Consider the following 14,242-nt stretch of genomic DNA (forward strand, 5'->3'; position numbering starts at 1 on the left):
GTGGTATTCAGTGCTTGCGCGGGGCCAGGTAGCCCAGCCAGCGGCGCTCGGCCATCTTGAACAGCTTCACCAGCATGAAGGTCAGGCACAGGTAGAACACGCCGGCCGTGATGTAGGCTTCGAACGGCAGGTAGAACTGGGCGTTGACCGTGCGTGCAGCACCAGTGATGTCGATCAGGGTCACGATGGACGCCAGACTGGTGGTCTGCAGCATCATGATCACTTCGTTGCTGTACTGCGGCAGTGCCCGGCGCAGGGCCGACGGCAGCAGAATGCGCTTGTACATCTTGAAGCGCGACATACCCATGGCCTTCGCTGCTTCGATCTCACCGTTCGGCGTGGCGCGCAGGCTGCCGGCGATGATTTCGGCGGTGTAGGCGCTGGTGTTGATCGCGAACGCCAGGCACGCACAGAACGTTGCGCTGGACAGCCACGGCCAGAGGAAGCTCTCACGCACCGCTTCGAACTGCGCCAGACCGTAGTAGATCAAAAACAGCTGCACCAGCATCGGCGTGCCGCGAATCACGTAGGTGTAGAGCCAGGCGGACATGTTGACCACCGAGTTCTTCGAGACGCGCATCAGGCCCAGCGGCAATGCACACAGCAAGCCGAAGAACAGCGACAGTGCGAGCAGTTTGAGGGTGGTCACCAAGCCGCCGAAGTACAGCGGCAAGGCCTCCCAAATGACGTTGTAGTCGAAGATCATAGATCAGCCGCCCTTACGCCTACCGAGTAGCGCTTCTCAAGGTGACGCAATGCCAGCAACGAGACACTGGTGATCACCAGGTACAACGCCGCCACTGCGAGGAAGAAGGTGAAAGGCTCGCGGGTGGCATCGGCCGCCTGCTTGGCCTTGAACATCATGTCTTGCAGACCCACCACCGAAATCAGCGCGGTGGCCTTGGTCAATACCAGCCAGTTGTTGGTGAAACCCGGAATCGCCAGACGAATCATCTGTGGCACCAACACCCGGAAGAACACCTGGAAACTGCTCATGCCGTAGGCCATGCCAGCTTCGGCCTGACCTTTGGGGATCGCCATGAAGGCGCCACGGAAGGTTTCCGACAGGTACGCACCGAAGATGAAGCCCAGGGTGCCGATACCGGCCACCAACGGGTTCAGGTCGATGTACTCGTCATAACCGAGCATCGGAGCGACGCGATTGAGCAGGTCCTGGCCGCCGTAGAAAATCAGCAGGATCAGCACCAGGTCGGGAATACCGCGGATCACCGTGGAATACAGATCGCCCAGCCAGGCCAGCCAGCGTACCGGCGACAGACGCAATGCCACGCCTATCAGGCCCAGGACAATGGCCAGGGCCATGGACGACAAGGCGAGCTGAAGCGTCAGCCAAACGCCATCGAGGATGACAGCCCCGTAGCCTTTCAACATGATTCAGGTCCTCGAAAGTTGGGATGAAAAAATGGCGCAAACCTCAGAGATCCTGTTGCTTGCGCCATTTCGGACTTGTCGCCGGGACGTATTACTTGCCGTAGATATCGAAGGCGAAGTACTTGTCCTGGATTTGCTTGTACTTGCCGTTCTCGCGAATGGCGGCGATGGCGGCGTTGAGCTTGCCCAACTCAGCCGAGTCGCCCTTGCGAACCGCGATACCTACGCCGTCGCCGAAGTACTTGACGTCGGTGAACGCAGGGCCGACGAACGCGAAACCTTTACCGGCGTCGGTTTTCAGGAAGCCGTCATCCAGCAGCGTAGCGTCTGCCACGGTGCCGTCGAGGCGGCCGGCGGCCACGTCGAGGTAAATTTCGTTCTGCGAACCGTAAGGCTTGATCTCGGCACCCAGCGGGGCCAGGACTTCACGGGCGAAACGCTCGTGGATCGAACCACGCTGCACGCCGATGTTCTTGCCCTTGAGCTCGGTCAGGCCGTCGCTGACCTGAGTGCCGGCCTTCATGACCAGGCGAGCCGGGGTGTTGTAGTACTTGTTGGTGAAGTCCACGGACTTCTTGCGGTCTTCAGTGATCGACATGGACGACAGGATCGCGTCGATCTTGCGCACCTTGAGGGCAGGGATCAGGCCGTCGAACTCTTGCTCGACCCACACGCACTTGACCTTCATCTCTTCGCACAAAGCGTTGCCGATGTCGTAGTCGAAACCAACGATGCTGCCGTCCGGCGCTTTCGACGCGAACGGAGGGTAAGCCGCCTCGATACCGATTTTCAGAGGTTTTTCATCGGCGAAGGTTGGCAGGGACAGCACGGACAGTGCCAGGGCGCCAAGCAGCACGAGTTTCTTCATCTTGGGACTCCATCGGTAATGGGCAAAAACGGCAGAGTGAGCAACAGCCCAATATGCGAGTGAGTTGAACCGCAAAGCAGTGCTGCGTCCTGGGAAGCCGGTGTTTAAATTCAACACGGGCAACGACGAGCGAGTGATCGGCATTCTAACGACAGGCCCGAGGCCGATATTTCTTCAATGCGACAACTAATTACAGAAGCACCGAGAAAGCCGTTTTGGCACGTTGACAGCCCTGCAAATTCATGCGAGAGCAAAAGACATTGAACCGATCTATATTGCAAATTGCGGGCCTATTATTGGCAAACCCTTCTAATCCGGCAAGCGCAGCGTGGAGTCTTATTTTTCAGCGGTGCCTTTTCAACCCTGATGTGGGGCCTGGCGTTTCCCAATGCCCCGTATTGAAGCGATGCGGTTACACATTCAGTAACCTGAAAGAACACAGGTAACAGTAGGAAAAAGCCGACAGAGGAACCCGATAATTATTGGTAGATGTTGCTGTAGCGCCTGCCAAACCGCTATCGCGAGCAAGCTCGCTCCCACAGTTTTTTGTGGTGTGATTCAGATCGCATATACACCGCAAATCCCTGTGGGAGCGGGCTTGCCCGCGAAGAGGCCAGCCCAGCCAACACAAAAACCTCAGGCACAAAAAAGCCCTGCCAGGCTCAACACCTGACAGGGCTTTCAGTGACTCACAACCGCCGCCTACGCGACATTCATGGTCTTGTGCGTATCAATCAAATGCTGCACCACACTCGGGTCAGCCAGGGTAGAGATATCCCCCAACCCGTCATATTCCGCCGTCGCAATCTTGCGCAGAATCCGCCGCATGATCTTGCCCGAACGAGTCTTCGGCAGGCCCGGTGCCCACTGGATGACATCCGGCGACGCAATCGGCCCGATCTCCTTACGCACCCAGTTTTTCAGCTCCAGACGCAGTTGCTCGTTCGGCTCTTCACCGTTTTTAAGGGTGACATAGACATAAATGCCCTGCCCCTTGATGTCGTGCGGCACACCAACCACCGCCGCTTCGGCGACTTTCGGGTGCGCAACCATCGCGCTTTCGATCTCGGCGGTGCCCATGCGGTGGCCGGAAACGTTGAGCACGTCGTCCACGCGACCGGTGATCCAGTAGTAGCCATCGGCATCGCGACGCGCGCCGTCACCGGTGAAGTACATGCCACGGAAAGTCTTGAAGTAAGTGTCGACGAAGCGGTCATGGTCGCCAAACAGCGTACGCGCCTGGCCTGGCCACGAATCGAGAATCACCAGGTTACCCTCGGCCTCGCCTTCGATGATGTTGCCCAGGTTATCCACCAGGGCCGGCACCACGCCAAAGAACGGACGCGCCGCAGAGCCCGGCTTGAGGGCATGAGCGCCCGGCAGCGGGCTCATCATGTTGCCGCCGGTTTCGGTCTGCCACCAGGTGTCGACGATCGGGCAACGGGACTTGCCGACATTCTTGTAGTACCAGTCCCAGGCTTCCGGGTTGATCGGCTCGCCGACCGAACCGAGCAGACGCAGACTGCTGCCATCGGCGCCTTCAACAGCGGCAGTGCCCGAGGCCATCATGGCGCGGATCGCGGTCGGTGCGGTGTAGAGGATGTTGACCTTGTGCTTGTCGACGATCTTCGCCACCCGGGTGATGTCCGGGTAGTTCGGCACGCCTTCGAACAGCAACGTGGTCGCGCCGTTGGCCAGCGGGCCGTAGACGATATAGCTGTGGCCGGTGACCCAGCCGACGTCGGCGGTGCACCAGTAGATTTCACCCGGGCGGTAGTCGAACACGCGCTCGTGGGTCATCGCTGCATACAGCAAGTAACCGCCGGTGGTGTGCTGCACGCCCTTCGGCTTGCCGGTGGAGCCCGAGGTGTAAAGGATGAACAGCGCTTCTTCAGCACCCATCTCTTTCGGCGCGCAAACGGTGCCCGCCACTTTCATCAGGTCCTCGAACCAGATGTCGCGATGCTGGTTCCACTTGATGTCGCCACCGGTGCGCTTGCACACGATGACTTTCTGGATGCTGCTGGTTTCCGGATTGGTCAGCGCGTCGTCGACGTTGGCCTTGAGCGGGATCTTCTTGCCGGCACGAATGCCTTCGTCGGCGGTGATCACCACTTTCGAGCGGCAGTCGATGATGCGACCGGCCAGGGCTTCCGGCGAGAACCCGCCGAACACCACCGAGTGAATCGCGCCGATCCGGGTACAGGCCAGCATGGCGACCACGGCTTCGGGGATCATCGGCATATAGATAGTCACCACGTCGCCGCGGTGCACGTCCTGACCACGCAGGGCGTTGGCGAACTTGCAGACTTGCTCGTGAAGTTCGCGATAAGTGATGTTGCGGCTTTCGGCAGGGTCATCGCCTTCCCAGATGATCGCGACCTGGTCCCCGCGCTCTGCCAGATGACGGTCGAGGCAGTTGTAGGAAACGTTCAGGGTGCCGTCGGCGAACCATTTGATGTCGACATGGTGATCGTCGAAAGAGGTCTGCTTCACCGTAGTGAAAGGCTTGATCCAGTCGAGGCGCTTGGCTTGCTCGCGCCAGAAGCCGTCCGGGTTGACGACCGACTGCTGGTACATGGCCTTGTAGGTCGCCTCGTCGGTCAGCGTGTTAGCCAGAACCTCGGGACGAACGGGATACAGGGAAGCCGCACTCATCTTTCTTACCTCGGTGGAATAGTTGTTTTTGTATGACCCCGTTGTAGCCGGGCCGGGCCTATAGAACCATTCGACGATGGTAGTAACAAGCCCCTACAAAATGTCGTGAAAAACCGTCAAACCCACTACCGCCGCGGTACCTGTAGGAGCGAGCTCGCTCGCGAAGGTCGTCAACGATAACGCGCCCAACCTGACACCCCGCAGTGCTCTCTGACTCATCGCGAGCAAGCTCGCTCCCACAAAAGCGATACCTGTAGGAGCGAGCCTGCTCGCGAAGGTCGTCAACGATAACGCGCCCAATCTGACACCCCGCGGTGCTCTCTGGCTCATCGCGAGCATGCTCGCTCCCACAAAAGCGGTACCTGTAGGAGCGAGCCTGCTCGCGAAGGTCGTCAACGATAACGCGCCCAATCTGACACCCCGCAGCGCTCTCTGGCTCATCGCGAGCAAGCTCGCTCCCACAAAAGCAGTACCTGTAGGAGCGAGCCTGCTCGCGAAGGTCGTCAACGATAACGCGCCCAACCTGACACCCAGCGACGCTCTCTGGCTCATCGCGAGCAAGCTCGCTCCTACAAAAGCGGTACCTGTGGGAGCGAGCTCGCTCGCGATGGTCGTCAACGATAACGCGCCCAATCTGACACCCCGCGGTGCTCTCTGGCTCATCGCGAGCAAGCTCGCTCCTACAAAAGCGGTACCTGTGGGAGCGAGCTCGCTCGCGATGGTCGTCAACGATAACGCGCCCAACCTGACACCCCGCGGCGCTCTCTGGCTCATCGCGAGCAAGCTCGCTCCTACAAAAGCGGTACCTGTAGGAGCGAGCTCGCTCGCGATGGTCGTCAACGATAACGCGCCCAATCTGACACCCCGCGGTGCTCTCTGGCTCATCGCGAGCAAGCTCGCTCCTACAAAAGAAGCGGCTATTCGGGGATTGTTACAGGATCTGTCAAAGGTGTTTATCAAAACCACGTCTATATGAACGTATCCGCCGCCCCTAAAATCTGCCACGCCAACAAGGCAATCTGATTAACCAAGTTGCAGCCCCCACGAAGGCAGTTAATCAAACACTCTGGTACTGAAGTTCCACACGCAATCTCAAAAGGATTGCGTGCCCCCTCTCGACCTTGGAAAGGTAAAACTTAAATGAAAGCTTTATTGGTTCTGGCCCTCGGCAGCGTGTGCGTAACCGCCATGGCAGGCGAGGTCCCGACTGATGTCGCACAGCAACAACCGCCCGTTGAGGAATACACTTACTCAATGAATCTGGACATCGCCAAAGTGATCTCCATGAGCGAAGCCCCGAACGTTTGTGAAGTTGTGCCGATGAAAATGGAATACGAAGATTCCCACGGTCAACAGCATATCCTGCGCTACAGCATGATGGGCAACGGTTGCTCTAACGGCTGACTCCCTGCTTCACCCCTCCCCCAAAAGGTTCGACCCACCCGCCGCGATCAGGCAGATGAAGCGCCGAACCTTAATTATCGATTTAATCGATTAGTTTAAGCATTTATTTGCGCTTTTTAATCGAATTAGCAGGCGTAGAATCAATTGCAACCCAAGACAAACAACGCCTACGAAACTGGAGCAATGACCATGAAAACCCAACTGATCCTCGCCCTGACCCTCTCCGTCCTGGCTGCCAACACCTTCGCCGCTGATGGTTACGACCGCACCGGTTCTGCCGCTTACACCAGCGAAGCGGCTGTCGCTTCCGACGGTTACGACCACACCGGTTCGGCGTCCTTTGCAGCCGATGGCACAGACCACATTGGCGCCGGCAAACTCGCATCCGACGGCTCTGATCACACCGGTGCCGACCGCCTCGCCGCCGATGGCACTGATCACGTCGGTGCCGCTCGCCTGAGCTGATCCGCCAGCGTGACTTCATAGCCCGGCTTCGGTCGGGCTTAGTTGTGTCTGGAGCCAGAGAAAACCCCACCGAAACACAAGATGTAGTGAAAAAAGCCTTTTTTGGTTATTTCTTGAGCAAAAATAATCCAGGGCAAAAAATCAGGAAAAAAAATCTTCCCCCGCCAACGTCGTTCAAAGCCCTGTAAACCCTCACTCTGACCGAAAAACGGTCGCCGTCGACCGATCCGTGAGCCATTTCGCCGCACCACAGCACGCAAAACTTCCCTATAATGCGGCCTTAAACGGGCCTGCAATATTCCCTTACAGGGATGAAAGCCAGTCTGAAGCCCCGCACAAGCGTTCACCGTTTGCTGCGCCCATCAGTGGCTCTCGGAACCCCGTACAAAATTCTGTTTGATGCCTGCGTATAGCTGCTGCAAAAAACGATTCCTTTAGATCCAACGCGGCCAGTAAGGCCGTGTGAAAAACCGACCTATAGATTTTCACACGGGCACACTGGCCCTCACGCAGGAGACGACACGTCATGCTGAGCTGGGACGAATTCGACAAAGAAGACACGGAAGTAGCAGTCAAGAGCGCCAACGCTGGCCACGCCACCGAAGCCAACATGGACCGTCTCGACAGCGCCGGCGGTGCCGCCGCCCTGGAAGCCCGTGCCGTGACCGCGTCTGACTCCGCCGCCGTTGCCCGCGCCAAGGCTGCCCTGGATTCCCTCGACGTCGCCGAAGGCCTCGCCGAACTCGAGGGCGCCTCCGCCCGTGTCGCCGTTGACGAAAAGCGCATGATCAACTGCCGCGCCGACCTCAACCAACTCGTGCCATTCAAGTACGACTGGGCCTGGCAGAAGTACCTGGACGGCTGCGCAAACCACTGGATGCCGCAAGAAGTCAACATGACCGCCGACATCGCCCTCTGGAAAAACCCGGAAGGCCTGACCGACGACGAGCGCCGCATCGTGATGCGCAACCTCGGCTTCTTCTCCACCGCCGACTCCCTGGTTGCCAACAACCTGGTCCTGGCCGTGTACCGCCTGATCACCAACCCGGAATGCCGCCAGTACATCCTGCGCCAGGCTTTCGAAGAGGCGATCCACACCCACGCCTACCAGTACTGCATCGAATCGCTGGCCATGGATGAAGGCGAAATCTTCAACATGTACCACGAGATCCCATCGGTCGCGAAAAAAGCCACCTGGGGCCTGAAATACACCCGCTCGATCTCCGATCCGAAGTTCGAAACCGGCACCGTCGAAACCGACAAAGAACTGCTGCGCAACCTGATCGCCTACTACTGCGTCCTGGAAGGCATCTTCTTCTACTGCGGCTTCACCCAAATCCTCTCCATGGGCCGCCGCAACAAAATGACCGGCGTCGCCGAGCAGTTCCAATACATCCTGCGCGACGAATCCATGCACCTGAACTTCGGCATCGACGTGATCAACCAGATCAAAATCGAAAACCCGCATTTGTGGGATGCTGAAATGAAGGAAGAAGCTTCGCAGATGATTCTGCAAGGTACTCAGCTGGAGATTGAATACGCTCGTGACACCATGCCTCGTGGGGTGTTGGGCATGAACGCGGCGATGATGGAGGACTACCTGAAGTTCATCGCTAACCGTCGTTTGAGCCAGATTGGTTTGAAGGAAGAGTATCCAGGGACTACGAACCCGTTCCCTTGGATGAGCGAGATTATGGACTTGAAGAAAGAGAAGAATTTCTTTGAGACTCGTGTAATTGAGTACCAAACTGGTGGTGCGCTTAGCTGGGATTAATTCCCAAGCTAGCCGCGATTTGACGACTTGAATCGACAAATCGAACATCTGAAAGCCCCGATCTGATCGGGGCTTTTTTGTGGGGTAGGAAAACTCTTACTCGCAATCTCAGTAGTAGTTAAACCTCCTACATGTATTCCAGTACCTTCTGTATTGAGGGCCATTCCATGCGGCCCTAAGCTTTACTGCAGGTGCCTAAGAAACGCCCAACGTAGAAAGCTAGCCAATTACACAGACGAGCAGTCACCCTTGGTGATTTATCGTACGGCTGTGTGAGGCTTTTGCTCGTTGGAGCTTCTTATGTCCACTCTACGTTGGGGTCAGGCCCGCCAGAGTCCAAACGTAGAGGTAATGGATATGCCTGAACACAACCTTCTCGTCACTTTCCGAACCATGGAGATCGGCCATGTCTGATCTCTTTTCTGTAACAGTCTTCACCCGCCACAATCTCCCTCTCCATGCTCTCCTCCTGGAAAACCAACCGTGGTTCTGCGCCCGCGATATCGGCCGCTTGATGGGTTTCCATCTGAGTGAACGCATGGTCAACAAACTGGACAAGGACCAACACCGCCCGTTGTGGATTGAGTATTACCGGCAACCGGAAAAACAGCTGATGCTCAGTGAGTCCGGTGTTTATGCGCTGTTGGTCTATCACTACGCACCAGGAAATCGATTGCTGCGTGAGTGGATCACCCATCAAGTGGTGCCGGCCTTACGTGATGCGGAGCAGTCGGACAATTCGGATCGGCCGATGCTGAGTTTGTTGGATTGGCCGGAGATGTCGCTGAGTCTGCTGCATTGGCAGGATGAAGGTTGGATTCGGCTGCGGGACATGCCTTACCTGTTGCTCGATCACACGCAACGGCGGATGCCGGTGGTTAAACCTTGGTGGCGGAAGGTTGCGCGGGTGTTTCAGTCGTCGAAGCATTCGATGGGTTAGGTAACGTGCTTGTAGGACCAACCGCAAGAACCTTCTCTTCTTTGTGTAGGAATTTTCGTAGACAGTCGTAGTGGCCACTCAGTATCGTCCGAGGGTATTTAACCCTCGGCGATTGTATGGATACGGAAAAGAGCAACGGCGATTGGAGTGAGGTAGAGATTCAGGCTGCAGTCGATGCCTATCTCAGCATGCTTTCTCGCGAGCAGAACGGTCAGGCGATCAACAAGGCCCATGAAAATCGCGTCCTGCGCGAGGGGGCTTTGGCTGGTCGGACCAAAGGTTCTGTTGAGTTTCGGATGCAGAACATTTCTACCGTGTTGGTTGAACTCGGGCGTGACCGCATTGAGGGCTACAAACCCGCCAAAAATGTCGGCGCCAATGTTTCGAAGAGCATTCGTGAAGCACTCAATGCTCCGGGTCCAGTAACTCCCGAAGACTTCGCCCCTACAGCAGACGAGGCGACGCTGGAGCAGCGAGCTGCAAAGCTTGAGCGACAACCGATTAAAGATGAGCCGAAGGGAATTGAGAAACCAGAGCAGACTCAGTCCAGCGGAAAGTCTTATGTTCGTGATCCTGAAGTAAGGGCTTGGGTTCGCCAGCAGGCTGAAGGTAAATGCGAAGGCTGCGGCAAGCCTGCTCCGTTTGAAAAGTCGGGCAGGCCATTTCTTGAGGTTCACCACGTTAAGCATTTGGCCCAGGAAGGTTCGGACCGTCCGAGCAATGCTGTGGCGCTCTGCCCGAACTGTCATCGACGTTGTCACCATTCGAGTGATCGGGCGGAGTTCACCGCTTCGCTTTATACAAAGGTGAAACGGCTGAAACCCGAATAACCGAGCAAAACAGAACCCGTGGCGAGGGGGCTTGTCGGAGCGCCGAACCGCCCCGTTCGGCTGCGCAGCAGTCGTCAACTCACAGAATTCGGTTTGTCTGATACTCCGCGAGTTACGGATTTTGGGGCCGCTTCGCAGCCCAACGGGGGCAAGCCCCCTCGCCACAAGGTGGGTGGCTGGCTTGGTTGTTGTGTTGATCTTGCGAATCGCGAGCAAGCTCGCTCCCACAGGGGTTCGGCGGCTGGCTTGGGAACGTTGGTGTTATCAGGGCCGCTGGATTTTCCTGCGGCCCTTTTCTTTGCCCGCGATACCGCTAAAGCATCATTTCCCCAACCCACTAATCCGCCATGGACATACCGCCGCCCTCACCCCGCTCGGCCCGACAATCTCCGGTGTCTGCCCCAACGACCTAGCACTCAGCACACTCCCCACCCGTTCAATCAACTGGTCAAACCCCAACGTCGCATCCTCCTGATGCAATTTGCGCAGTTGTTCGACCAGGGCGTAGGTGAAGGCGCCGTAGCTGTTCGAACCCACCTCATATTCGTTAGCTTTTTCATTTTCCCGCGCAGCGTAGAGCATCAGGGGCATGTAGGGGCCGTGGTGGCCGTAGAGTTTGCCTTGGCGCAGCAGTTGGGCTTTTTTCTCGGGGCGCAGGCCGGTGGCGGCGCCTTGGGTGGTGCGGGTGCGGGTGAGGCCGCGGGTTTTGTTGTCTTGTTCGCTGAAGTCGCGGCGGTCGGCGTCGACGGCGTAGACGCGGCGGTCCCAGTCGCCGGCGTAGGGGTCCCAGCGCAGCATGCGGTGGCGGATGTCGCTGGGTGGGGTGATGCCGCGCACGCGGCCGTTGCCGCGGGTCATGCCGCCGGCGTAGCAGCAGTCGAACATGACGGTGAGTTTGGCGCCGTGGCCGTCCGGGTCGAATGGCAGGTGGCTGTAGAACTGGCGGAACAGTTTGTCGGTGAAGTGGGTGCTTTCGTCGTCCCAGTCGAAGTCGTGGAGCACCAGGGTTTCGTCCATGCAGTCGGCTTCGCCGCTGCTGCTGTAGACCGGCAGTTGAGTGCCGTGGCCGGAGTAGAACAACACGCGCTCGTCGCCGGCGCGGGCGCCTTCCACCAGCCATTCGAGGCGCTCGACGAAGTTGGCCCGGGTCGCTCGGGTGTCATGCAGCAAGCGGATGTCGCCAGCGTCGTAACCGCTTTCCTGGAGCATGCGGCTGATCAGGTAGGTGTCGTTGATGCAGCCGTCGAGGCGTGCGCTCGGGTCGGGGTAATCGTTGATGCCGACCACCAGGGCGCGGCGTTTGCGTTGACCACTGCGGGACAGGAACGCCGGCACTTCCAGTGCGCGTGCGGCCACCACGTCGCGGGCCAGTTGTGGCCAGAGGCTGGTCTGGCTGGAGGGTGACGACAAGTAGGCCTGGGCGGCGTGATTGAGGTCGAGCAGGTCATCGCGCAATGGCACGCTGAACTCGGTTTGCAAGTCGACCCGCGCCGAGTCCGGCGAGGTGATTGGTCGGGTCAGCAAGCCGTCGTTGGGGTTGTAGAGGTGGAACCAACGGCGGATGCCTCGGCCGTTTTCGCTCAGACGCAGGACCCGTCCGCCCCACACTTCGCGCATCACCAGTGGCAGTGCAATCGGTGAGCCGAAGCTGACGAACACGCGGCCATCAATGCGCTTGAGTGCCGAACCTTTTTTCGCTACCGACCTGCGCAGGGCGTCGTAGCCGATCAGGCTGCCCAGCCCTTGGGCGAAGATGATCTGCGGATTGAATGCCTCGATCTTCGCCAACAGATGTTGAGTCAACTCAGTGCGCAACTCGGCGTCTTCGATCCATTGCACGATGGCGCCCACCGTGGTGCGCAGCATCTGATTGACCGGCAGGCCCCAGCTACCGAAGTTCTCGTCGGCCTTGCCGCTTGCGTCGGCCCTCAGCATCGCCAGGCCTCGGGTGATCTGGGCGAAATCCGGCCCTTCCTTGAGTTGCTCATCGAAGGACAGAAAGTCGATGTCCTGGTCATCGATGGGGCGACCGTTCTGCGCCAGTTGATTGCGGATCAATGTGCGCCATTGGTCCTGCCAGTTCCCATCGATGCCGCCCAGCCCCTGGCTGGCCGGCGTGAACCCCACACCGGGCAGGCACAGGACGCGCAGCCGCGCTGGCGCAACTTCCGCTCCCGGTTCTGCCAAGGCTTTGCTGGCAGGCACCGCAACCGGGCGAACGGCTTGCCCTTGGGCAGTGACCATTAAATCCTGCAGGCGCCGCAGTTTCGCCTCCAGGCTGTCCGCACTGGGCGCGGCGGGCGTCAGCGCGGCCTGAGCCGGATCAGCCAAGGCACGGCTGCGATTGCCGAGAAAACCGCTGACCCATTGGGCGCTGCTCTTCCAGATCTGTTCTGGATCGAGGCCGTCGAGGTAACCGGTGGCGCTGTCCACCACCTGCCGACTTTGGGTCGCCAGTTCGGACTCGATCAATGGCAACCCGGCGCGACTTGGCACCAGGGTGGCCGCCAACTTTGGCGCAGCCGTTACGCCCGGTGCCGCGCGCCAGATAGGCGCATTGCCAAAGTGCTGCGCCGCGATCACCCGTGGGCCGAGGGCACTGCGTGGCAATTTGAAGTGATCGCAAAGAAACGCCAGCAGGCTGGTGTGATCGTAATGCTGCGCCTGGACGTTGCCCGTCCAGGGTATCAAGCCTGGCTTGAGCCACGGCGAAGCGAGGATCGCCGGAACACGGACGCCGAGACGGGTGAAGGGATTTTTCCAAGGCACATCGACCGTTGAACCGGTCGCCACGCAAGTCGGTGGCACCACGTGGTCATGGAAACCGCCATGTTCGTCGTACAGCAGCACGAACAAGGTTTTATTCCAGACCGCGGTATTGGCCGACAAGGCGTTGAACACCTCACCGACAAACTGATCGCCAAAGCGCAGGTCCTCCGGTGGATGATGGGACACGTTGGGCCCGAGTTTGCCGTTGAGCAGGCCATAGCTCGGCTCGATCCAGGACAGTTCGGGGAGTTTGTCACCGGCGACGTCCGACTTGAAATCATCGATGCTCAGGTGCTGCAAACCACCCTTGACCAGCGCCGCCAGTGGAACCGCACCGTCGGAATAAATGCGCGCGTCGTGGCCGTTGTTGCGCAGCAGCGAAAAAATACTCTCGCTGCCGAATTGTGCGATCAGGCTTTTGATACCGGCCAGTACCGTGCCGGTCGAGGGCATCAGCAAGTGGCCATTGCAACTGCCGAGCATGGCGAAAAAACGGTTCGGCCAGGTTGGACCTGGCACCGAGGAAAACCAGCGATCACACACGGTGAAATTGCGCGCCAGTCCCTGGATTGCCGGCAACGTATCGCCCGCTGGCGTGGCACCGAACGGAATGTAGTTCATCGCCCGTTGGGCCATGGATTGCGACCAGGTTTTGTACACCTTCAGGTCCGTGCGGGCCTTGTCGTAGGCATCCTGGGCAAAACCATCGAGCTTGGGGTTGGCCGGGCTGGTCTTGAACGAGACGCCCAACTGTTTCTCTACGTTGACGAACTCATGGCCAAGGTCGAAACCCTCACTGTTGCTCGGCGGTAGCGCGGGAGGTAGAGGGGGCGGTGGCGCCCACAAGCTGTAGTTTTCCGGGAACTCCGACGCCTGGGTGATCACCGTCGAATTGCCATTGGCCAGCTTCAACGGATTGGTGCTGGGCGCATTACGGTTGATACCGTCACACGCCGGGTTGATGCGGGTGTAATCCCCCAGCAAATGATCGAATGACCGGTTTTCCATCATCAACACAACAACGTGCTCAATCCCGGCGGGCCAGTTGTTCGGCATGGTGCGCTCCTTGCTGTGAAGTCTCGATTTCGACCTCTTGGGTTTCACCGCAATCAAGGCTTGGACGGCTGGACAATCCGCTTGGC

General features: G+C 58.5%; 11 protein-coding genes. 6 read left to right on the top strand and 5 right to left on the bottom strand.

Annotation, left to right across the window (positions count from 1 at the left end):
* Positions 1–7: 7 nt before the first annotated feature.
* The 4 genes from ACEN8Z_RS25180 to acs all read right to left on the bottom strand — a co-directional run bounded on the left by ACEN8Z_RS25180 (position 8) and on the right by acs (position 4,918).
* A complete protein-coding gene (locus ACEN8Z_RS25180) occupies positions 8–706 on the bottom strand; it encodes an ABC transporter permease (RefSeq protein ID WP_008004231.1) in 699 nt (232 codons plus the stop codon).
* Complete coding sequence (locus ACEN8Z_RS25185; RefSeq protein WP_007992766.1) at positions 703–1,392, bottom strand: ABC transporter permease; 690 nt, start codon at positions 1,390–1,392, stop codon at positions 703–705. The genes ACEN8Z_RS25180 and ACEN8Z_RS25185 overlap by 4 nt, the downstream gene beginning before the upstream one ends.
* Before the next feature lie 91 nt (positions 1,393–1,483).
* Positions 1,484–2,260 carry an ABC transporter substrate-binding protein gene (locus ACEN8Z_RS25190; RefSeq protein ID WP_007992765.1) on the bottom strand — a complete coding sequence of 259 codons (777 nt, stop codon included), beginning with the start codon at positions 2,258–2,260 and terminating at the stop codon, positions 1,484–1,486.
* A gap of 702 nt (positions 2,261–2,962) precedes the next feature.
* Entirely contained in the window at positions 2,963–4,918 is a 1,956-nt protein-coding gene (acs, locus tag ACEN8Z_RS25195; RefSeq protein WP_007992764.1) for an acetate--CoA ligase, read from the bottom strand.
* 337 nt (positions 4,919–5,255) lie between these two features.
* Between acs and ACEN8Z_RS25200 the strand changes: the two genes are divergently transcribed.
* From ACEN8Z_RS25200 to ACEN8Z_RS25225, 6 genes are all read left to right on the top strand, one after another.
* Positions 5,256–5,894, top strand: coding sequence for a hypothetical protein (locus tag ACEN8Z_RS25200; protein ID WP_495596011.1), 639 nt, complete (start codon positions 5,256–5,258; stop codon positions 5,892–5,894).
* Between the two features lie 164 nt (positions 5,895–6,058).
* A complete protein-coding gene (locus ACEN8Z_RS25205; RefSeq protein ID WP_495596012.1) occupies positions 6,059–6,322 on the top strand; it encodes a DUF2790 domain-containing protein in 264 nt (87 codons plus the stop codon).
* A gap of 189 nt (positions 6,323–6,511) precedes the next feature.
* Positions 6,512–6,787, top strand: coding sequence for a hypothetical protein (locus ACEN8Z_RS25210; RefSeq protein ID WP_495596013.1), 276 nt, complete (start codon positions 6,512–6,514; stop codon positions 6,785–6,787).
* A gap of 526 nt (positions 6,788–7,313) precedes the next feature.
* Positions 7,314–8,561: a ribonucleotide-diphosphate reductase subunit beta gene (locus tag ACEN8Z_RS25215; RefSeq protein WP_007992761.1), complete on the top strand. Its 1,248-nt coding sequence runs from the start codon at positions 7,314–7,316 to the stop codon at positions 8,559–8,561.
* A 406-nt stretch (positions 8,562–8,967) separates the two neighbouring features.
* The gene (locus ACEN8Z_RS25220) at positions 8,968–9,501 is read left to right on the top strand and encodes a BRO-N domain-containing protein (RefSeq protein WP_495596014.1); all 534 of its coding nucleotides are present in this window, start codon (positions 8,968–8,970) and stop codon (positions 9,499–9,501) included.
* Between the two features lie 116 nt (positions 9,502–9,617).
* Positions 9,618–10,331 carry an HNH endonuclease gene (locus ACEN8Z_RS25225; RefSeq protein ID WP_495596015.1) on the top strand — a complete coding sequence of 238 codons (714 nt, stop codon included), beginning with the start codon at positions 9,618–9,620 and terminating at the stop codon, positions 10,329–10,331.
* A gap of 321 nt (positions 10,332–10,652) precedes the next feature.
* On the opposite strand, the gene ACEN8Z_RS25230 is transcribed toward ACEN8Z_RS25225, so the two are convergent.
* Positions 10,653–14,156 carry an alkaline phosphatase family protein gene (locus tag ACEN8Z_RS25230; RefSeq protein WP_495596016.1) on the bottom strand — a complete coding sequence of 1,168 codons (3,504 nt, stop codon included), beginning with the start codon at positions 14,154–14,156 and terminating at the stop codon, positions 10,653–10,655.
* Positions 14,157–14,242: the final 86 nt, after the last annotated feature.

This window comes from Pseudomonas sp. Pseusp10 (genome assembly GCF_059492225.1).

Excerpts from the sequence above, each read along its gene's own strand:
- ACEN8Z_RS25205 (WP_495596012.1), top strand. The coding sequence starts at position 6,059 with ATGAAAGCTTTATTGGTTCTGGCCCTCGGCAGCGTGTGCGTAACCGCC.
- ACEN8Z_RS25180 (WP_008004231.1), bottom strand. The coding sequence starts at position 706 with ATGATCTTCGACTACAACGTCATTTGGGAGGCCTTGCCGCTGTACTTC.
- ACEN8Z_RS25190 (WP_007992765.1), bottom strand. The coding sequence starts at position 2,260 with ATGAAGAAACTCGTGCTGCTTGGCGCCCTGGCACTGTCCGTGCTGTCC.
- ACEN8Z_RS25230 (WP_495596016.1), bottom strand. The coding sequence starts at position 14,156 with ATGCCGAACAACTGGCCCGCCGGGATTGAGCACGTTGTTGTGTTGATG.
- ACEN8Z_RS25220 (WP_495596014.1), top strand. The coding sequence starts at position 8,968 with ATGTCTGATCTCTTTTCTGTAACAGTCTTCACCCGCCACAATCTCCCT.
- ACEN8Z_RS25200 (WP_495596011.1), top strand. The coding sequence starts at position 5,256 with ATGCTCGCTCCCACAAAAGCGGTACCTGTAGGAGCGAGCCTGCTCGCG.
- ACEN8Z_RS25215 (WP_007992761.1), top strand. The coding sequence starts at position 7,314 with ATGCTGAGCTGGGACGAATTCGACAAAGAAGACACGGAAGTAGCAGTC.
- acs (WP_007992764.1), bottom strand. The coding sequence starts at position 4,918 with ATGAGTGCGGCTTCCCTGTATCCCGTTCGTCCCGAGGTTCTGGCTAAC.
- ACEN8Z_RS25210 (WP_495596013.1), top strand. The coding sequence starts at position 6,512 with ATGAAAACCCAACTGATCCTCGCCCTGACCCTCTCCGTCCTGGCTGCC.
- ACEN8Z_RS25225 (WP_495596015.1), top strand. The coding sequence starts at position 9,618 with ATGGATACGGAAAAGAGCAACGGCGATTGGAGTGAGGTAGAGATTCAG.
- ACEN8Z_RS25185 (WP_007992766.1), bottom strand. The coding sequence starts at position 1,392 with ATGTTGAAAGGCTACGGGGCTGTCATCCTCGATGGCGTTTGGCTGACG.